Source organism: Microbacterium sp. X-17, from assembly GCF_039615055.1.
This window is the reverse complement of the sequence record NZ_JBDHNI010000004.1, coordinates 113,033-131,091: the sequence shown is the minus strand read 5'-3', so window position 1 is coordinate 131,091 and position 18,059 is coordinate 113,033. Positions and strand designations below refer to the sequence as shown.

The following is an 18,059-nucleotide window of genomic DNA, read 5'->3' as shown; positions in this document are numbered from 1 at the left end:
GGGTGAGAGGAGCTCGACCTCAGAGGGCGCGGAGGATGTCCTCGACCCGGTCCTTGGCGTCGCCGAAGAGCATGCTCGCGTTCTCGCGGAAGAAGAGCGGGTTCTGCACGCCCGCATAGCCTGAGGCCATCGAGCGCTTGAAGACCACGACGTTCTCCGCCTCCCACACCCGCAGCACCGGCATCCCCGCGATGGGGCTGCTCGGGTCCTCCGCCGCGGCGGGGTTGACCGTGTCGTTCGCGCCGATCACGAGCACGACGGACGTGTCCGACAGGTCGTCGTTGATCTCGTCCATCTCGAGCACGATGTCGTACGGCACCTTCGCCTCGGCCAGCAGCACGTTCATGTGGCCGGGCAGGCGCCCCGCGACGGGGTGGATGCCGAACCGCACATCGACGCCGCGTTCCCGCAGCCGCGACGTGAGCTCCGCGACCGGGTACTGCGCCTGCGCGACGGCCATGCCGTAGCCCGGCGTGATGACGACGCTGGATGCCGAGGTGAGCAGCTCTGCGACGCCCTGCGCGTCGATCTCGCGGTGCTCGCCGACCTCCTCCTCGCCGTCCTTCCGCGGCGCCTCGATGCCGAAACCGCCCGCGATGACGGACAGGAACGACCGGTTCATCGCCTTGCACATGATGTACGAAAGGTAGGCACCCGAGGAGCCGACGAGCGCGCCCGTCACGATCAGCAGATCGTTGTCGAGCAGGAAGCCCGCCGCGGCGGCCGCCCAGCCCGAGTAGCTGTTGAGCATCGAGACGACGACGGGCATGTCGCCGCCGCCGATCGAGGCGACGAGGTGCCAGCCGAGCGCCAGCGCGAGCGCGGTCACGACGACGAGCAGCCACAGCCCGGGCGTGATGACGTACCAGACGGTGAGGGCGACGAACACGACGAGCGCGCCGACGTTCAGGATGTTCTTCCCCGGCAGCATGAGCGGCTTCGAGGAGATCCGCGCCGACAGCTTCAGGTACGCGACGATCGAGCCGGTGAACGTGACGGCACCGATGAACACGCCGATGAACACCTCGGCGTGGTGGATGCCGATCAGGTCGGGCGCGATGCCCTCGTCGTGCAGCGCGCCGTTCCAGCCCACGAGGACGGCGGCGAGACCGACGAAGCTGTGCAGGAGCGCGATGAGCTGCGGCATCCCGGTCATCTCGACGACGCGCGCGCGCCACAGACCGATCGCCCCGCCGATGATGATGGCGACGACGAGCAGCACGAGACCGGTGACCGCGGCGGGGTCGCCCCACGCGTTCTGCGCCGTGACCCAGGCGGTCGCGAGCAGCGCGATCGTCATGCCGACGATGCCGTAGACGACGCCCGATCGGGCCGTCTCGTGCTTGCTGAGGCCGTGCAGGCTCAGGATGAACAGGATGGCGGCGATGAGGTACGCCGCCGTCGCAACAGAGGCGGGGCTCATCGGCCGGCTCCCTTCGAGAACATCGCGAGCATTCGGCGGGTCACCGCGAAGCCGCCGAAGATGTTGATGCTCGCCAGCAGCACGGCCACGGCCGCGAGGATCTGCACGGCCAGGTTCGGAATCGTGATCTGGACCATCGCGCCGACGACGATGATGCCCGAGATCGCGTTCGTGACGCTCATGAGCGGCGTGTGCAGCGCGTGGTGCACGTGCCCGATGACGTAGAAGCCCACGACGACCGACAGGGCCAGGACCGTGAAGTGCTGGGGGATCGGGGCCGGGGCGAACGCGGTGATGACGAACAGAATGGCCACGCCGATCGCGATCAGCGCGATCCGGGCGCCCGTCGACATGGTCTTCTTCACGGGGGAGGCGGGCGTGGCCGGCGCGGGCGTGGCCGCCGCGGGGGGCGCGGAGACCGCGACCGGGGGCGGTGGCCAGGTCGATTCGCCGTCACGCACGACCGTCACGCCGCGCTGGACGACGTCGTCGAAGTCGAGCACGAGCTGCCCGTCCTTGCCGGGCGTGAGCAGCTTCAGCAGGTTGACGACGTTCGTGCCGTACAGCTGCGACGCCTGCGTGGGGAGGCGTCCGGCGAGATCGGTGTAGCCCAGGATGACGACGCCGTTCGGCGTGACGACCCGCTCGCCCGCGACCGAGCCCTCGACGTTCCCGCCCTGGATCGCCGCCATGTCGACGATGACGCTGCCCGGTCGCATGCTCGCGACGTCCGCGGCCGTGATGAGCCGCGGCGCCGGGCGCCCCGGGATCAGCGCCGTCGTGATGATGATGTCGACGTCGCGCGCCTGCGCCGAGTACAGCTCGGCCGCGGCGCGGTCGTAGTCCGCGCTCGTCGCCTTCGCGTACCCGTCGGAGCTCGCCATCTGCTCCGCGACCTGCACGGGCAGGTACTCGCCGCCGATGGACTTGACCTGGTCCGCGACCTCGGGGCGCGGGTCGGTGGCGCGGACGATCGCGCCGAGGCTGGAGGCCGCGCCGATCGCGGCGAGGCCTGCGACGCCGGCGCCGGCGATGAGCACCTTCGCCGGCGGGACCTTGCCCGCCGCCGTGACCTGTCCCGTGAAGAACCGGCCGAACTCGTGCGCCGCCTCGACGACGGCGCGGTAGCCCGAGATGTTCGACATCGAGCTGAGCACGTCCATCGACTGCGCCCGGGAGATGCGGGGCACGGCGTCGAGCGCGAGCGCCGTGATGCCGCGGGTCGCGAGTCCCTCGCGCACCTCGGGGCGGAGGCCGGGGGCAAGGAGGCCGATGAGGGTCGCGCCGTCCGCGAGGAGGTCGATCTCGTCCGGCGTCGGGGCGTTCACCTTCACGACGACCTCGGCGCTCCACGCGTCCGCGCGCGTGCCGATCACGGCCCCGGCGGTCTGGAACGCGTCGTCGGGGAAGGCGGATGCGACGCCGGCGCCCGTCTCGACGACGACGTCGTAGCCGAGCGCGCGAAGCTTCTCGACGGTGCTGGGCGTGGCGGAGACCCTCGTCTCCCCGGGCTGCTCCGCAACGATGCCGATACGGGTCATACTGGGCTGCTTTCATCTCGACAGGCGCGTGAGCGGCCGTCGCAGAACGGGATGGGCGGGCCGCGCGTACGCCGTCGTGAGGCGCGCAAAGGCCGGGAATCTCCTGTGTAGCACGCCCCGGGACGCCCGCTCGCGCGACAGGCGGTCGCAAGAACGGGCCGTCTTCTGCGGAAGCGAAACGGCGACGAACTTGTCCCGGCCGGCGATCGGCGCCGAGCCGCCGTCGATCATCGGCCCGGTTTGCAAGGATGAAGGCATGACGTACACGTCCCGGTCGATCGCGGCCGCGCAGATGAACCTTCCGGAGGACGAGGCGGTCCTGCTCGTGCAGGGGCCCGACCGGCCCGGACTCGTCGCCGCGATCTCCTCGGTGCTCGCGGACTTCGACGCGAACATCGTCGCGCTCGGCCAGTACAGCGACGACCCGCAGGGCGGCAACTTCTTCCAGCGGACGGTGCTCCACCTGCAGGACTTCGCGGCGATCCGTCCCGCCCTGGAGGACGCGCTCGCCGAGCGCGTGGGAGAGGCGCTCGGCCTCGAGTGGCGGCTCGTGGACCGCTCGGTGCCGAAGCGGGTCGCGCTCCTGGCGTCGACGAGCGACCACTGCCTGCTCGACCTCCTCTGGCGGCAGCGCCGCGGCGAGATCCCCGCGATCATCCCCATGGTCATCTCGAACCACACCAACGTCGCCGAGGACGTGCGCTCGTTCGGGGTGCCGTTCTTCCACGTGCCGTCGCAGGGGCCGGACAAGTCCGCGGCCGAGGCGGAGATCCTGAGCCTCCTGAAGGGCAACGTCGACTTGGTCGTCCTCGCCCGCTACATGCAGATCCTGTCGCCGGACTTCATCGAACGGCTCGGCGTGCCGATCATCAACATCCACCACTCGTTCCTGCCCGCCTTCATCGGCGCGGGCCCGTACCGGAAGGCGAAGGAGCGCGGGGTCAAGCTGATCGGCGCCACCAGCCACTACGTGACGCAGGACCTCGACGAGGGGCCGATCATCGAGCAGGACGTGGTCCGGGTCACGCACGTCGAGACCGCTGGCGACCTCCAGCGCCGGGGCGCGGACGTCGAGCGCGCCGTGCTGTCCCGCGCGGTGCTCTGGCACTGCGAGGACCGCGTCATCCGCAACGGCCGCGAGACGATCGTCTTCTGATCCCGCACCGGCGGCCGGGACGCTAGCATCGGGGTGACCTCTCCCGACTGACCCCAGGGGGACTGATGACCGACGTGCTCGGCGACACTCGACCCGACGTGCTGACGCGCACCGTCGCCCTGCTCTCTGAGGCCACGACGCTCGAACGCGTCACGGAGGTCGTCGCAGAGTCCGTGCGCGAGGCGACCGGCGCCGACGGCGCGACCTTCGTGCTGCGGGAGGACGGGTTCTGCTTCTACGCGGACGAGAACGCGATCAGCCCGCTGTGGAAGGGCCGTCGCTTCCCGCTGACCGCCTGTGTGAGCGGCTGGGCCATGATGCACCGCGAGACGGTCGCGATCCCGGACATCTACGACGACGAGCGGGTGCCCGTCGAGGCCTACCGCCCCACGTTCGTGAAGAGCATGAGCATGGTGCCGATCCGCACCTCGGAGCCCATCGGCGCGCTCGGCGCCTACTGGGCCGAGCCGCACGAGCCGTCGACCTCCGAGCTGCGCATGATCGAGATCCTCGCCAACAGCGCCGCGGTGGCCGTCGAGAACCTCGAGCTGCGCGGTGCGGTGGTCCGCAGGAGCGAGGAGCGCGACCGTGCCGCGGCGCGCGTCGGCGAGCTCGAGACCGCGATGTTCTCCCTCGTCCACGATCTGCGGAGCCCCCTGGGGGCGATCACGGGCTTCGCTGAGCTCATCGTCGACGCCGAGCAAGGGCAGCCCGGCGCGACGACGCGATACGCCGAGGCGATCCTCCACGCCGGCGAGCGGATGGCGGGCCAAATCGAGCGGATGCTGGGGATCTACCGCATCACGAGCGGCCCGTTCGCCCCGACCGCCGTCGACCTCAGCGCGCTCGCCCGCTCTGTGACGGACGACCTGCTGATCCGCCAGTCCGAGCGCCGCATCCAGGTCAACGTCGAGGACGACTTGACCGCCGTCGCCGACCCGATCCTCGCCCGGCTGCTGCTGGAGAACCTCCTCGACAACGCCGTAAAGTACACCGGCCACCGCGAGGAGGCCGTCATCGAGGTCGCGCGCGTCGAGGCGGACGCCTCGCTCGGCACGTTCGTGGTGCGCGACAACGGCGACGGGTTCGACTCGGCGGACGCCGGCCGGCTCTTCCGGCCGCTCACGCGCCTGCACACGGATGCCGAGTTCCCCGGCACGGGCCTCGGCCTCGCGTCGGTCGCGCGCATCGTCGAGCTGCACGGCGGGCGGGTGCGCGCGGAAGGCCGGAAGTCGGTCGGCGCGGAGATCTTCTTCTCCCTTCCGGTCGCCGCCTGACCGCACGGCACGAAGGAGAGAGCCATGAACCGCCCCAACACCCTCACCGCCGCCTTCTGGCTGTGGGTCGTCAACGCCCTCATCGGGGTGGGCCTCGGCATCCTCGTCGCGCTCGCCGCCGCACCGACGCTGCAGCGAGCGGATGCGTCGACGTCGACGGTCGTGCTCGTGATCGTCGCCTTCACGGCGGCCGCCGCGGTGCTCTCGGTCGCCCGGGTCGTGTTCGCCTGGCTCATGCTGGGCCGCCGCAACTGGGCGCGGATCGTCATCACGATCCTCGCCGTCATCGAGATCGTCGCGACGATCGCACAGGCGTCGACCGTGGGCTGGCTCGTCTGGGTCAACGCGATCATCGCGGTCTTCGCGATCGTGTTCCAGTACCTTCCGCCCTCGAACGCCTACCTGTCCCGTCGCGCCGGCACCGAGTAGCGGGGCGACGTCAGCCCGAGGACGCGCGCCGGCGTGAGGGTCGCGGCGGCGAGCGCGGCCTCCCGCGCGACGCCCGCGCCGACGGCCCGTTCGATCGCGCGATCGAGGGTGAGCGTGGAGCCCGCGAGCGTGTCCGTGCCCGCGAGCCGGGCCACCCCGCCGCGGACCTCGACGTCGCGCGCACCGAGGACGTAGCGCCCGTCCGGGCCGCCCGCGGCGGCCATCGCGTCGGTGACCAGGGCGATGCGGCCGGGCGCGGCGGCGAAGAGCGTGGCGATCACGGCATCGTGCAGGTGGTGGCCGTCCGCGATCACCTCGAGCACGGCGTGCTCGCGGCGGAGCGCGGCGCCGACCGGGCCGGGCTCGCGGTGGCCGAGGCCGGGCATCGCATTGAACGCGTGCGTGAGCAGAGACGCGCCGCGGTCGAAGGCCGCCGCGGCGAGGTCGTAGCCGGCCTCGGTGTGTCCGACCGCGACGACGACCCCGGCATCCACGAAGCGGCCGATCGCGTCGAGCGCACCGGGAAGCTCGGGGGCGAGCGTGACGATCCGCAGCGCCGGGCCGCCGGCCTCGATGAGCGCGTCGACGAGGGCCGCATCCGGGTGCGTGAGCGCCGCGGGGTCGTGCGCGCCAGCCCGGCCTGGCGCGAGGAACGGGCCCTCGAGATGGATGCCGACCGCCGGGGGAAGCGCCGGCACGAGTTCGCGGAGCACCCGCAGCCGCTGCGCCAGGATCGCCACCGGCGCGCTCACGAGGCTGAGCACGACGTGCTGCGTCCCGTGCGCGGCATGCAGCGCGAGCGCTGCCGCGATCCCCTCCGGCGAGGCGTCGTCGAAGGCCGCCCCCGCGCCGCCGTGGCAGTGCAGGTCGACGAACCCCGGCGCGGGGCCGGGTCCAGAATCGGCGGCCATCGGCCTGAGGCTACCGCGCGGCATGCGGTCGTAGGCTGAGGCGGGGCGTCCGGTCCCCGGAAGGATCGCGGACATGACGATCGATCTCCTGGAAGGCGGCGGGGACACTCCCTGGCGCGACCCGGCGCGCTTCTGGACGGATCTGAGCCGAGCGCTCGTCGACGTCTCCGGCCCTGTTGCGGCGGTCGAGCTCGGGGCGCTCCGCTACAACGCGCGCGATCTCGCGGTCCGCGCCGGCGGCGTGCCCATCCGGGTGGCGAGCAAGTCGATCCGCGTCCGTGCCGTGCTCGACGCGACCCTGCGGATGCCGGGCTACCGCGGCATCCTCGCGTTCACGCTCCCGGAGGCCCTCTGGCTCGCCGAGGACCATGACGACATCGTCGTCGGGTACCCGACCGTCGACCGGGCGGCCCTGCGTGCGCTCGCGTCCGACGAGAGCGCGGCGTCCCGCATCACGCTCATGGTCGACGACGTCGCGCAGCTCGATCTCCTCGACGGACTCGTCGCCGCGAGCGCGCGGCCGGCGATCCGGGTGGCGATCGACGCGGATGCCTCGTGGCGCGCGCCCGGCCTCGGCCACGTCGGCGTGCGGCGATCGCCCCTCCACGAGCCGGGCGAGGTCGCCGCACTCGCGCAGGCCATCGTCCGCCGCCCCGGGTACCGGCTCGTCGGACTCATGATGTACGAGGCGCAGATCGCCGGCCAGCCCGACGCGACGGGGGCCGGCGACGCCGTCATCCGGTGGATGCAGCGCCGCTCGGGCGACGAGCTGCAGGAGCGCCGCGCGCAGATCGTGGGGAGCCTCCGCGCGATCGCGCCGCTCGAGTTCGTCAACGGCGGCGGCACGGGCTCGCTGGAGTACACGGCGTCCGACCAGTCGGTCACCGAGGTCACCGCCGGCAGCGGATTGTTCGCGGGCCACCTGTTCGACGGCTACCGCGCGTTCGAGCCCGCGCCCGCGGCGGCGTTCGCGCTGGAGGTCGTGCGCAAGCCCGCCGACGACATCGTCACGGTGCTCGGCGGGGGATGGATCGCCTCCGGCCCGCCCGTGGCGTCGCGCCAGCCGCTCCCGGTGTGGCCGGCCGGCCTGCGGACGCTCGGCCGCGAGGGTGCCGGCGAGGTGCAGACGCCGCTGCAGGGCGCGGCGGCGCGCCGGCTCCGCGTCGGGGACCGGGTCTGGTTCCGGCACGCGAAGAGCGGCGAGCTCGCCGAGCGTGTCACCGAGTACCACCTCGTCGACGGCGACCGCCGCGTCGGCGCGGTGCCCACGTATCGGGGTGAGAACCGTGCGTTCCTGTGACGCCGCGGATGCCATCCTGCGGTGGCCGATGAGCACCGTGCGTTCCTGTGACGCCGCGGATGCCATCCTGCGGCGGCTGATGAGCACCGTGCGTTCCTGTGACGGCGCGGGCGGGGGCGCCCGATGACCCGGCCCGGGGGAGTGTGGACGAACTGGGGCCGCAGCGCCCGGGTCCGGCCGCGGCGCGTCGAGTTCCCGGCCAGCACCGGCGCCGTGCAGCGCGCCGTGCGCGCCGCCCGCGCCCGCGGGATGCGGGTGAAGGCGGTGGGGGCGGGGCACAGCTTCTCCGCGATCGCGGTGGCGCCCGACGTGCTGCTCGACCTCACGGATCTGACCGGCCTCGTCGGCGTCGACCACGCGCGGGCTCTCGTCACGCTGCGCGCCGGCACGCGGCTCCGGGACGTCCCGCGCCTGCTGGCCCCCTACGGGCTCGCGATGGAGAACCTCGGCGACATCGACCGTCAGTCGATCTCGGGCGCGATCTCGACCGGCACCCACGGCACCGGCGCCCGCTTCGGGGGGCTTGCGACGCAGGTCGCTGGTGCCGTGCTCGTGACCGCGGACGGCGAGCTGCTGGAGGTGGGGGAGGATGATCCCCTGCTGCCGGCCGTGGCCCTGGGCCTGGGCGCCCTCGGCATCCTCGTCGAGGTGACCCTGCGGTGCGTCCCCGCGTTCGTCCTCCAGGCCGTGGAGCGGGCCGAGCCGCTCGACGCCGTGGTGGCCGACCTCCCCGCCCGCGTCGCGGCCGCGGACCACTTCGAGTTCTACTGGTTCCCCGGCACCGCGACGGCGCTCACGAAGACCGACACGCGGCTGCCGGAGCATTCCCCGCGCCGGCCGCGCTCGCGGCTCGGCCGCTTCCTCGGCGACGAGGTGCTCGCCAACGGCGTGTACGAGGTCGCGTGCCTGGTCGGCACGGCGATCCCGCCGTTCGTGCCGGTCATCTCGTCGCTCGGCAACCGGTTCATGAGCAACGGCACCTACTCGGACGCCTCGCACCGCGTGTTCACGCAGAACCGCGGCGTGCGGTTCCGGGAGATGGAGTACGCGCTGCCGGCCGAGGAGGTGGCGGCCGCGTTCACGCGCTTGCGCGTGCTCGTCGCCGAGCGCCGCCTCCGGATCTCCTTCCCCGTCGAGGTGCGGTTCGCCGCGGCCGACGACCGGTGGCTGTCGACGGCCCACCGCCGGGCATCCGGCTACATCGCGGTGCACCGCTACTGGCGGGAGGATCCGCGCGAGTACTTCGACGCGGCCGAGGAGATCCTGCGCGAGCACGGCGGCCGGCCGCACTGGGGGAAGATGCACACCGCGGATGCCGCCGTCCTCCGCGAGCGGTATCCGCGCTTCGACGACTTCACCGCCCTCCGCGACCGCCTCGACCCGGACCGGGTCTTCGCGAATCCTTACCTCGACCGCGTTCTCGGTGAATAAGCCCTGGGAGTCGGCCCGCCGGCCGCTCCGCGCGCGGCCCCCGTCGGTAGAATGAGCGCACTCGTCACGAGTTCCCCGCGAACGGAGCACACCCCATGTGGGAATGGCTGATCCCCGTCCTGATCGTCGTCGCGCTCGTCCTCATCGTCGGCATCTACCTGTGGGCGACGTACAACTCGCTCGTCCAGCTCAATGTGCGTGTCGACGAGGCGTGGAGCGACATCACGGTCCAGCTGAAGCGTCGCGCGGACCTGCTGCCGAACCTCATCGAAGCCGTCAAGGGCTACGCCGCGCACGAGCGCTCCGTCTTCGAGAGCGTGACGCAGGCGCGGGCCGAGACCCTCTCCGCGCAGTCGCCGGGTGAGGCGGGCGTCGCGGAAGGCCACATGCAGCAGGCGCTGAAATCGATCTTCGCGGTCGCCGAGGCGTATCCGCAGCTCCAGGCGAGCCAGAACTTCCTTCAGCTCCAGCAGTCGATCGTCGACACCGAGGACAAGATCCAGGCATCCCGGCGCTTCTACAACGGCGGCGTGCGCGAGATGAACACGAAGATCAAGGTGTTCCCGAACAACCTCTTCGCGCGCAACCTGGGCTTCCACGAGCGGGAGTTCTTCGAGGTCGTCGACGGCGCCGCCATCTCCGAGCCGCCGCGCGTCCAGTTCTGACGCCCGCGCGTGTACTCCGCGATCGCGCGCAACAAGCGCAACACGTGGTTCATCCTCATAGGCTTCGTGCTGTTCCTCGGCGGGGTCGGCCTGCTGGCGGGCTGGCTCGCCGGCAACAACTGGTTCATCACGGCGTTCGTGCTGATCTTCGCGGCCGGCTACGCCACCGTGCAGTACTTCGCCGCGAGCCGTGAGGCCCTCGCCCTAGCGGGCGCCTTCCCCGTCACGCGCGAGGAGGCGCCGCGCTACTACCGCCTCGTCGAGAACCTCTGCATCACCACGGGCTCGCCGATGCCCGCCCTGTACGTCGTCGAGGATGCCGCCCCGAACGCGTTCGCGACCGGCCGCAAGCCCGAGGAGGCCGCGATCACGGTCACGACCGGCCTGTTCGAGCTGATGGACGACCGCGAGCTCGAGGGGGTGCTGGGCCACGAGCTGGGCCACATCCGCAACTACGACGTGCGCGTCTCGCTCGTCGTGTTCGGCCTCGTCGTCGCGGTGGGCCTGCTGGCCGACCTGCTCCTGCGCGCCACGTTCTTCGGCGGCGGACGCCGCGACGGCAACAATCCCGCGCAGCTCGTCTTCCTCCTGTTCGGCATCGTCGCCGCCATCCTCGCCCCGCTCCTCGCGGGCGCCGTGCAGGCCGCGATCTCGCGGCAGCGCGAGTACCTCGCCGACGCGACGAGCGCCCTTACGACCCGTGACCCGGAGGGCCTCGCGTCGGCCCTCGAGAAGCTGCAGGAGCACAAGCAGCCGCTGCAGCGCGCGAACACGTCGATGGCGCACCTGTGGATCTCCGACCCGCTGCGCCCGAGCTTCATGTCGCGCCTGTTCTCCACGCATCCGCCCATCCCCGACCGCGTGGCCCGCCTCCACAAGATCGGCGGCGAGTTCTAGCCTCGGGCCGGTGCGGGCCTTACCGGGCCCGGAATATGCGCGCGCCTAGACTGGGCTGATGGGTGAGGACGAGAAGCCGCGAGGCCGCCTCTTCGACGCCTTCCGGCCCCGGGCCGTCTCGAACGAGGCTCCGCACCCGGTGCCGCCCGGGCTCCGCCTCGCCGCCGCATACGCTTGGCGCTTCCTCGTCATCGCCGCGGCGATCGGCGTCGGCATCTGGCTGGTCATCCAGCTCAAGCTCATCGTCGTCCCGTTGCTGGTCGGCATCCTCATCACCGCGCTCCTGTGGCCCGCGTTCGCATGGATGCTGCGGCACCGGTTCCCGCGTTGGCTCGCGATCGTGATCTCGGTCGTCGGCACGCTGGCGATCGTGTCCGGGCTCATCTGGCTCGCAGTGTGGCAGGTGACCGCGCAGTGGGCCTCCGTCCAGGAGCGCACGATCCAGGCGGTCGACGGCCTCCGCCAATACCTCATCCAGGGGCCGCTGCACCTGACGGCGGATCAGATCGACGGGTTCCTCGCTCAGGGGTTGGATTTCCTGGGTCAGCAGGCGCAGACGCTCCTGTCCGGCGCGCTCGCGATCGGCACGACCGTCGGCCACGTCGCCGTGGGGGCGCTGCTCACGCTCTTCGTGCTGCTCGCCCTGCTCGCCGACGGCGGCGGCATCTGGCGCTGGACCACACGGCTGTTCCCGCGCGCGGCGCGCCCCGCGGCCGACGGCGCCGGTCGGGCGGGCTGGATCGCGGTGGTCAACTACGCGCGCACGCAGCTACTCGTCGCGACGATCGACGCGGTCGGCATCGGCCTCGGCGCGTTCCTCCTGGGCGTCCCGCTCGCGATCCCCGTCGCCATCCTCGTGTTCCTCGGCGCGTTCGTCCCGATCGTGGGCGCCGTCGTCACGGGAGGGCTCGCGGTCTTCCTCGCGCTCGTCTACAACGGGCCGTGGATCGCCTTGTGGATGCTCGTGGTCGTGCTCGCGGTGCAGCAGATCGAGGGCCACGTGCTCCAGCCGCTCCTCATGGGCTCCGCCGTCAAGGTGCATCCGCTCGCCGTCGTCCTGGTGGTCGCGGGCGGCGCGCTGATCGCCGGCATCCCGGGCGCCCTGTTCGCTGTCCCGCTGGCCGCCTTCGTGAACGTGGTCGGCGTGTACATCGCGAACCGGACTTGGGAGACGGGCGAAGGACCCGATCCGGGCGCGCTCATCTGGAGCACCGTCCCCCGCACGAGAAGGGCCCGCGCATGACGCTTCCGACACTCGCCGACTTCGAGGATGCCGCGGAGGTGCTCCGCGGCATCATCACGCGGACCCCGGTCGACCAGTCCCTGCACCTTTCCGAGCTCCTCGGCGTGCCGGTGTTCCTGAAGCTCGAGAACCTCCAGCGGACCGGATCGTTCAAGATCCGCGGCGCGGCATATCGCCTCTCGCGGTTGACCGCCGAGGAGCGGGCACGTGGGGTCGTGGCCGCCTCCGCCGGCAACCACGCCCAGGGCGTCGCGCTCGCCGCGCAGCGGCTCGGCATCCCGGCGACGATCTTCATGCCGCTCGGCGTCCCGGTCCCCAAGCTCCTCGCGACCCGCGGGTACGGCGCCGAGGTCGTGCTCGAGGGCGCCACGGTCGAGACCCCGCTGCGGCTCGCGGCGGAGTACGCCGAGCGGACCGGGGCGGTGCTCATCCACCCGTACGACCACCGCGACATCATCATCGGCCAGGGCACGCTGGGCCTCGAGCTCATGGACGAGGTCCCCGACCTCGACACCGTCATCCTCGGGATCGGCGGGGGCGGCCTCATCGCCGGCGTGGCAGCGGCCGTCAAGGCGCGTGCCGCGGCCGTCGGGCGCGAAGTCCGGGTGATCGGCGTGCAGGCCGCGAACTCGGCGGCGTATCCGTCGTCGCTCGCGGCGGGGCATCCGCTCGAGGTCGCCACGACCCCGACGATCGCGGACGGCATCGCCGTGGCTCGGCCCGGCGACGTCCCGTTCGAGATCATCAAGGAGCTCGTCGACGACGTCGTCACGGTCACCGAGGACGACATCGCCCGCGCCCTCCTCGTGCTGCTGGAGCGCGCGAAGCAGGTCGTGGAGCCGGCCGGCGCCGTCGGGGCCGCGGCGATCCTGGCCGGCAAGATCGAGCCGCGGGGCACGACCGTGTCGGTGCTCTCCGGGGGCAACATCGACCCCCTGCTCCTGCAGCGGGTCGTGGCGCACGGTCTCGCGGCGAGCGGCCGCTACATGTCGTTGCGGATCCCGCTTCCCGACCGCCCGGGGCAGCTCGCGCGCGTGTCGGAGCTCCTGGCCCAGGCCGGGGCGAACGTCATCGAGGTGCTGCACACCCGCCACGGGCAGGGCATGCAGATCAGCGAGGTCGTCCTGCAGCTGAGCGTCGAGACGCGCGGCGCGGATCACCGTGCCCAGGTCATTAAGACCCTCGAGGACGCCGGCTTCATCGCGACCGTCGTCCCCGACTGAGGGAACCCGGGCTCCACCCCCCGCTCACCTGTCGCGACCTACGACCCGGGCCGGTCGAACGTGTCAGGTGAGCATCCTGCCCGGCGCGCTCACCTGTCGCGACGGACGGCTCGCTGCGGCGAACGCGACGGGTGAGCATCTGCGCGGCGCGAACTCGGGGGTCAGTGGCCGGAGTAGGTCTCGACCTTGACGACCTCGACCGCGATCTCGCGGCCGTTCGGCGCGGTGTAGCTCGTGGTCGCGCCCTCGCTCAGGCCCAGGATGGCGGCGCCGAGGGGGGAGGCCTCGCTGTAGACGTCGAGCTCGGTCTCGGCCGCGATCTCGCGGTTGCCGAGGAGGAAGACCTCCTCGCTGCCGGCGACGACGGCCGTCACGACCGTGCCGGGCTCGACCGTTCCGTTGCTCTCCGGGGCCTCGCCGACGTGGGCGTTCTTCAGCAGCGACTGGAGGGTGCGGATGCGCGCCTCCTGTTTGCCCTGCTCGTCCTTCGCGGCGTGGTAGCCGCCGTTCTCCTTGAGGTCGCCCTCCGCGCGGGCGATCTCGATCCGCTTCGCGATCTCCTCGCGTCCCGCGGTGGAGAGCTGCTCGAGCTCGGCCGCGAGACGGTCGTAGGCGTCCTGCGTGAGGAACGTCGTGGGTGCGTCGCTGGACACCTGTGCCTCCATGGATCGTTGGGGAAAAGTGAACGCCCCGGCGCTTGCCAGGGCGTCTCGATGAGTTCGCAGCAGACTACGCCACCCAGCAGGCGTTCACCAAACCCGTCGTCGCGAGGGCGACGGTGGGGATCGTCTCCGTGAACGCCTGCGTGTGCGCGTCCGAGGGCGGGTACGACACGATGCGCCATCCGACGATCCCGTGCTGTTCGTCGTCGGCCTCCAGGACGCACGTGATCCCGGTTCCCGGGGGCGCCGTGAGCTGGAAGCTGAGCGTCGTCGAGTGCGGTCCGTCGATCGTGAAGCCGGTGTCGGCGGAGTCGATGGAGTTTGCGGAGTTGCCGAGCGTGATCCACACGAGCCAGACGCCGCCGGCGATCACGAGGAGGGCCACGATGCCCCAGCCGATGAGACGACGCCGCCGGGAGCGGGTGCGGCCATAGCGCTCGTCGAGCATCGTCTGCGTCATTCGGGGGTGTCCTCGCGGATTAGGCTGGAGATTCCAGGCTAGGCGTTTTCTGGCCGGGGGAAGGACACCATGGTCGCCGCTGCGCTGATCGCGATCCTCTCGGCGACGCCGGATCCGAACGTTCCGAACGAGGACCTCATCACGCCGGGCCCCTGGGGCTTCGCGGTGATCGCGTTCATCGCCGTCGCGGTCGTGTTCCTCATCACCGACATGATGCGCCGCATCCGCCGCGCGCGCTTCCGCTCCGAGGTGCGCGAAGAGCTCGACGCCGAGCAAGCGGGGGAGAAGCCGCAGAAGCCGCGGGACGAGGATCCGCCCGCCTGACGCGGCTCAGCCGTGGTACGCGGGGTGCAGCGCGATCAGGAGGCATCCGGTCCACTGGCACAGGAACGCGAGCACCGTGCAGACGTGGAAGATCTCGTGGAAGCCGAAGTGCCCGGGCCACGGGTTGGGACGCTTGAGCGCGTAGACCACGGCCCCGACCGTGTAGAGCACGCCGCCGACGAGGATGAGCGTCATCATCGCGGCGTTCGCGGCGAAGAAGTTGAACAGGTACATGACCGCGGCCCAGCCGAGCGCGATGTACAGCGCGACGTAGAGCCAGCGCGGCGCGTTGATCCAGAAGATCCGGAACGCGATGCCGAGGATCGCTCCCGACCAGACGATCGACAGGAGAATCACCATCTCCGTCGTCGGCAGGGCCAGGACCGCGATCGGCGTGTAGGTGCCGGCGATGAGCAGCAGGATGTTCGCGTGGTCGATCCGCTTCAGGATGACCTTCGTCTTCGGCTTCCAGTTGAAGCGGTGGTAGAGCGCCGAGTTGCCGAACAGCAGCAGCGACGTCGCCATGAAGACCGCCGACGCCCACTTGGCGGCGGGGCCCTGCGCGAGCACGATCAGCACGATGCCCGCCGCGATCGCGACGGGGAACGTGGCGGCGTGGATCCAGCCGCGCCAGGTCGGCCGGATGTCCGCCCGCGCGTCGACGTCGGCCGCCTCCATCAGGGGAAGGCGCGGGACGTCCGGGGACTGGGGGCGACTCACCCCCCGAGCCTACGCGGGCGCGTATGCGGCCGTCGGCACGTCCTCGGGACGAGTACCGTAGTGGCGTGACGCCTGTGGGCTCGAGCGGAGGCAGGGGCTTCCTCTACCGCCTCTACATCAACCGCCTCCGCCGTCAGATCACGGCCGACTCGGTTCCGTCTCATGTCGCGATGATGATCGACGGGAACCGGCGCTGGGCGCGCCAGCTGGGGTACGACTCCGCCGCGCACGGCCACCGCGCCGGAGCCGCGAAGATGCGCGAGTTCCTCCGTTGGTGCGACGACGTCGGGGTCCGCGTCGTGTCGCTCTATCTCCTCTCGAACGACAACCTCCGTAAGCGCGACTCGCGCGAGCTCGCCGACCTCCTCCAGATCATCGCGGAGCTCGCCGACGAGGTCTCGCGCGAGCGGGACTGGCGGGTGCAGCACGTCGGCCGGTCCGGCGCCCTCCCGAAGGATCTCGCGCGCGTGCTCGCCGAAGCCGAGGAGCGGACGCGGGATCACGCCGGCATGCACGTCAACCTCGCGGTCGGCTACGGCGGTCGCGGGGAGATCGTGGACGCCGTGCGGAGCATCATCGCGAAGCACGACGAGCAGGGAGGCTCGCTCGAGGACCTCGCGGCGAGCCTCACGCCCGAGCAGATCGGCGAGCACCTGTACACGGGTGGCCAGCCCGACCCAGATCTCGTCATCCGGACGTCCGGAGAGCAGCGGCTGAGCGACTTCTTGCTCTGGCAGAGCGCGCACAGCGAGTTCTACTTCGTCGAGGCGCTGGGCCCGGATCTTCGCGAGGTCGACTTCCTCCGAGCCATCCGCGACTACGCGACGCGCGATCGCCGTTACGGCGGTTGAGTGCCGTTCACCGAGCGGTCACGAATCGCAGGCGTGTCGGTACGCGCTCGAGCCTCGGTGTGCGTAGTACGTTCGGACCACCGGGCAGAGCGCCCGGCGAGTCGGCCCGAAATCGCGGACTCGTGACCACCGGCCGGCTCGTGGCGTAACCGGGAGAGATCCCGGATCAGGAGCGAGTCGTGACCACACGAGCACCAGAGCGGCACCAGCAGGACCTCGTCCCCCAGAGCGCAGATCAGTCGAATGATCTGCGCTCTTATGTTTTGGACACCTCGGTCCTGCTGAGCGACCCCCGCGCGTTCTTCCGCTTCGCGGAGCACTCCGTCGTGATCCCCGTGGTCGTCATCACGGAGCTCGAGGGCAAACGCCACGACCCTGAGCTCGGCTACTTCGCCCGGCAGGCGCTGCGTCACCTCGATGAGCTGCGTGTCGAGCACGGCCGCCTCGACTTCCCGGTGCCGGTCGGGGAGGGCGGCACCCTGCGGGTCGAGCTCAACAACACCGATCCGACCGTGCTCCCGTCTGGCATGCGCCTCGGCGACAACGACAGCCGCATCCTGGCGGTCGCGATGAACCTCCGGCAGGACGGCCACGAGGTCACGATCGTCTCCAAGGACCTGCCGATGCGCGTCAAGGCGGCCTCCCTCGGTCTCACCGCGGAGGAGTACCTCGCCGAGCAGGCCGTCGACTCGGGGTGGACCGGGATCGCCGGCATCGACCTCTCGGGCGATGAGATCAGCGATCTCTACGAGAGCGAGGTCGGCTCCAGCGACCAGGTGCGCGGGATGCCGGTGAACACGGGGCTCGTCATCCACTCCGAGCGCGGGTCGGCGCTCGGGCGCGTGACGGGCGACGGCGAGTTCCGGCTCGTGCGCGGCGACCGGGACGCCTTCGGTCTCCACGGGCGCTCCGCCGAGCAGCGGATCGCGCTCGACATCCTCCTGGACCCCGAGGTCGGGATCGTGTCGCTCGGCGGCCGGGCCGGCACCGGCAAGTCCGCGCTCGCCCTGTGCGCGGCGCTCGAGGCGGTCCTGGAGCGCCAGCAGCAGCGCAAGATCGTCGTGTTCCGGCCTCTGTTCGCTGTGGGCGGACAAGAGCTCGGATACCTCCCCGGCGACGCGCAGGAGAAGATGAACCCCTGGGGCCAGGCGGTGTTCGACACGCTCGGCTCCGTCGTCTCCGCGAACGTCGTCGAGGAGGTCGTGGAGCGCGGCATCCTCGAGGTGCTGCCGCTGACGCACATCCGCGGCCGGTCGCTGCATGACTCGTTCGTGATCGTCGACGAGGCGCAGTCGCTCGAGCGGAACGTGCTGCTCACGGTTCTGAGCCGGATCGGGCAGAACTCGCGCGTCGTGCTGACGCACGACGTGGCGCAGCGCGATAACCTCCGCGTCGGCCGCCACGACGGCGTCGCCTCGGTCATCGAGACCCTCAAGGGCCACGACCTGTTCGCCCACGTGACCCTGGTCCGCTCCGAGCGCTCCGCGATCGCCGCCCTCGTGACCGACCTCCTGGAGGCCGGCGAGCTCGCCTGACCTCCCGCCCC

At 71.4% G+C, this 18,059-nt stretch carries 18 protein-coding genes; 12 read left to right on the top strand and 6 right to left on the bottom strand.

Annotation, left to right across the window (positions count from 1 at the left end; all coding sequences use genetic code 11):
* Positions 1-19 precede the first annotated feature (19 nt).
* Positions 20-1,423 carry a Re/Si-specific NAD(P)(+) transhydrogenase subunit beta gene (gene pntB, locus ABCS02_RS20105; protein WP_345837469.1) on the bottom strand — a complete coding sequence of 468 codons (1,404 nt, stop codon included), beginning with the start codon at positions 1,421-1,423 and terminating at the stop codon, positions 20-22.
* Positions 1,420-2,964 (bottom strand): Re/Si-specific NAD(P)(+) transhydrogenase subunit alpha, encoded by a 1,545-nt coding sequence (locus tag ABCS02_RS20100; protein WP_345837468.1) that lies wholly within the window; start codon positions 2,962-2,964, stop codon positions 1,420-1,422. The genes pntB and ABCS02_RS20100 overlap by 4 nt, the downstream gene beginning before the upstream one ends.
* A gap of 256 nt (positions 2,965-3,220) precedes the next feature.
* Here ABCS02_RS20100 and purU point away from each other — a divergent pair, with 256 nt between their 5' ends.
* From purU to ABCS02_RS20085, 3 genes are all read left to right on the top strand, one after another.
* On the top strand, positions 3,221-4,120 hold the full coding sequence (gene purU / locus ABCS02_RS20095; protein WP_345837467.1) for a formyltetrahydrofolate deformylase: 900 nt from the start codon (positions 3,221-3,223) through the stop codon (positions 4,118-4,120).
* 65 nt (positions 4,121-4,185) lie between these two features.
* Positions 4,186-5,397: a HAMP domain-containing sensor histidine kinase gene (locus ABCS02_RS20090; protein ID WP_345837466.1), complete on the top strand. Its 1,212-nt coding sequence runs from the start codon at positions 4,186-4,188 to the stop codon at positions 5,395-5,397.
* Positions 5,398-5,421: 24 nt separating this feature from the next.
* A complete protein-coding gene (locus ABCS02_RS20085) occupies positions 5,422-5,826 on the top strand; it encodes a hypothetical protein (protein ID WP_345837465.1) in 405 nt (134 codons plus the stop codon).
* Here ABCS02_RS20085 and ABCS02_RS20080 read toward each other — a convergent pair.
* The gene (locus tag ABCS02_RS20080) at positions 5,796-6,737 is read right to left on the bottom strand and encodes an amidohydrolase family protein (protein WP_345837464.1); all 942 of its coding nucleotides are present in this window, start codon (positions 6,735-6,737) and stop codon (positions 5,796-5,798) included. The two genes, ABCS02_RS20085 and ABCS02_RS20080, sit on opposite strands and share 31 nt — an antisense overlap.
* A gap of 73 nt (positions 6,738-6,810) precedes the next feature.
* Between ABCS02_RS20080 and ABCS02_RS20075 the strand changes: the two genes are divergently transcribed.
* The 6 genes from ABCS02_RS20075 (at position 6,811) to ilvA (ending at position 13,496) form a co-directional block, all read left to right on the top strand.
* Positions 6,811-8,037, top strand: coding sequence for an alanine racemase (locus ABCS02_RS20075; protein WP_345837463.1), 1,227 nt, complete (start codon positions 6,811-6,813; stop codon positions 8,035-8,037).
* Positions 8,038-8,160: 123 nt separating this feature from the next.
* Positions 8,161-9,468: a D-arabinono-1,4-lactone oxidase gene (locus ABCS02_RS20070; RefSeq protein ID WP_345837462.1), complete on the top strand. Its 1,308-nt coding sequence runs from the start codon at positions 8,161-8,163 to the stop codon at positions 9,466-9,468.
* 95 nt (positions 9,469-9,563) lie between these two features.
* Positions 9,564-10,133, top strand: a complete 570-nt coding sequence (locus ABCS02_RS20065; RefSeq protein WP_345837461.1) for a LemA family protein — start codon at positions 9,564-9,566, stop codon at positions 10,131-10,133.
* A 9-nt stretch (positions 10,134-10,142) separates the two neighbouring features.
* Positions 10,143-11,030, top strand: a complete 888-nt coding sequence (locus ABCS02_RS20060; RefSeq protein WP_345837460.1) for a M48 family metalloprotease — start codon at positions 10,143-10,145, stop codon at positions 11,028-11,030.
* Between the two features lie 58 nt (positions 11,031-11,088).
* Complete coding sequence (locus ABCS02_RS20055) at positions 11,089-12,273, top strand: AI-2E family transporter (RefSeq protein WP_345837459.1); 1,185 nt, start codon at positions 11,089-11,091, stop codon at positions 12,271-12,273.
* On the top strand, positions 12,270-13,496 hold the full coding sequence (ilvA, locus tag ABCS02_RS20050; RefSeq protein ID WP_345837458.1) for a threonine ammonia-lyase: 1,227 nt from the start codon (positions 12,270-12,272) through the stop codon (positions 13,494-13,496). The genes ABCS02_RS20055 and ilvA overlap by 4 nt, the downstream gene beginning before the upstream one ends.
* A gap of 161 nt (positions 13,497-13,657) precedes the next feature.
* Here ilvA and greA read toward each other — a convergent pair whose 3' ends face one another.
* Together greA and ABCS02_RS20040 are read right to left on the bottom strand one after the other, a co-directional pair.
* Positions 13,658-14,149 (bottom strand): transcription elongation factor GreA, encoded by a 492-nt coding sequence (gene greA, locus ABCS02_RS20045; protein WP_345837457.1) that lies wholly within the window; start codon positions 14,147-14,149, stop codon positions 13,658-13,660.
* Positions 14,150-14,225: 76 nt separating this feature from the next.
* Positions 14,226-14,618 (bottom strand): DUF4307 domain-containing protein, encoded by a 393-nt coding sequence (locus ABCS02_RS20040; protein ID WP_345837456.1) that lies wholly within the window; start codon positions 14,616-14,618, stop codon positions 14,226-14,228.
* Positions 14,619-14,687: 69 nt separating this feature from the next.
* On the opposite strand from ABCS02_RS20040, the gene ABCS02_RS20035 reads away from it, so the two are divergent.
* On the top strand, positions 14,688-14,942 hold the full coding sequence (locus ABCS02_RS20035; RefSeq protein ID WP_345837455.1) for a hypothetical protein: 255 nt from the start codon (positions 14,688-14,690) through the stop codon (positions 14,940-14,942).
* Between the two features lie 6 nt (positions 14,943-14,948).
* Here the strand turns inward: ABCS02_RS20035 and ABCS02_RS20030 are convergent, their stop codons facing one another.
* Positions 14,949-15,620, bottom strand: a complete 672-nt coding sequence (locus tag ABCS02_RS20030) for a hemolysin III family protein (protein WP_345837996.1) — start codon at positions 15,618-15,620, stop codon at positions 14,949-14,951.
* A gap of 107 nt (positions 15,621-15,727) precedes the next feature.
* Between ABCS02_RS20030 and ABCS02_RS20025 the strand changes: the two genes are divergently transcribed.
* Both ABCS02_RS20025 and ABCS02_RS20020 read left to right on the top strand, forming a co-directional pair.
* Positions 15,728-16,513 carry an isoprenyl transferase gene (locus tag ABCS02_RS20025; RefSeq protein WP_345837454.1) on the top strand — a complete coding sequence of 262 codons (786 nt, stop codon included), beginning with the start codon at positions 15,728-15,730 and terminating at the stop codon, positions 16,511-16,513.
* 248 nt (positions 16,514-16,761) lie between these two features.
* Entirely contained in the window at positions 16,762-18,048 is a 1,287-nt protein-coding gene (locus ABCS02_RS20020; protein WP_345837995.1) for a PhoH family protein, read from the top strand.
* The last annotated feature ends 11 nt before the right edge of the window (positions 18,049-18,059 follow it).

What these genes read in the sequence shown, in the direction of transcription:
- pntB (WP_345837469.1), bottom strand. Translation starts at nt 1,423, where the DNA reads ATGAGCCCCGCCTCTGTTGCGACGGCGGCGTACCTCATCGCCGCCATC.
- ABCS02_RS20100 (WP_345837468.1), bottom strand. Translation starts at nt 2,964, where the DNA reads ATGACCCGTATCGGCATCGTTGCGGAGCAGCCCGGGGAGACGAGGGTC.
- purU (WP_345837467.1), top strand. Translation starts at nt 3,221, where the DNA reads ATGACGTACACGTCCCGGTCGATCGCGGCCGCGCAGATGAACCTTCCG.
- ABCS02_RS20090 (WP_345837466.1), top strand. Translation starts at nt 4,186, where the DNA reads ATGACCGACGTGCTCGGCGACACTCGACCCGACGTGCTGACGCGCACC.
- ABCS02_RS20085 (WP_345837465.1), top strand. Translation starts at nt 5,422, where the DNA reads ATGAACCGCCCCAACACCCTCACCGCCGCCTTCTGGCTGTGGGTCGTC.
- ABCS02_RS20080 (WP_345837464.1), bottom strand. Translation starts at nt 6,737, where the DNA reads ATGGCCGCCGATTCTGGACCCGGCCCCGCGCCGGGGTTCGTCGACCTG.
- ABCS02_RS20075 (WP_345837463.1), top strand. Translation starts at nt 6,811, where the DNA reads ATGACGATCGATCTCCTGGAAGGCGGCGGGGACACTCCCTGGCGCGAC.
- ABCS02_RS20070 (WP_345837462.1), top strand. Translation starts at nt 8,161, where the DNA reads ATGACCCGGCCCGGGGGAGTGTGGACGAACTGGGGCCGCAGCGCCCGG.
- ABCS02_RS20065 (WP_345837461.1), top strand. Translation starts at nt 9,564, where the DNA reads ATGTGGGAATGGCTGATCCCCGTCCTGATCGTCGTCGCGCTCGTCCTC.
- ABCS02_RS20055 (WP_345837459.1), top strand. Translation starts at nt 11,089, where the DNA reads ATGGGTGAGGACGAGAAGCCGCGAGGCCGCCTCTTCGACGCCTTCCGG.
- ilvA (WP_345837458.1), top strand. Translation starts at nt 12,270, where the DNA reads ATGACGCTTCCGACACTCGCCGACTTCGAGGATGCCGCGGAGGTGCTC.
- ABCS02_RS20040 (WP_345837456.1), bottom strand. Translation starts at nt 14,618, where the DNA reads ATGACGCAGACGATGCTCGACGAGCGCTATGGCCGCACCCGCTCCCGG.
- ABCS02_RS20035 (WP_345837455.1), top strand. Translation starts at nt 14,688, where the DNA reads ATGGTCGCCGCTGCGCTGATCGCGATCCTCTCGGCGACGCCGGATCCG.
- ABCS02_RS20030 (WP_345837996.1), bottom strand. Translation starts at nt 15,620, where the DNA reads ATGGAGGCGGCCGACGTCGACGCGCGGGCGGACATCCGGCCGACCTGG.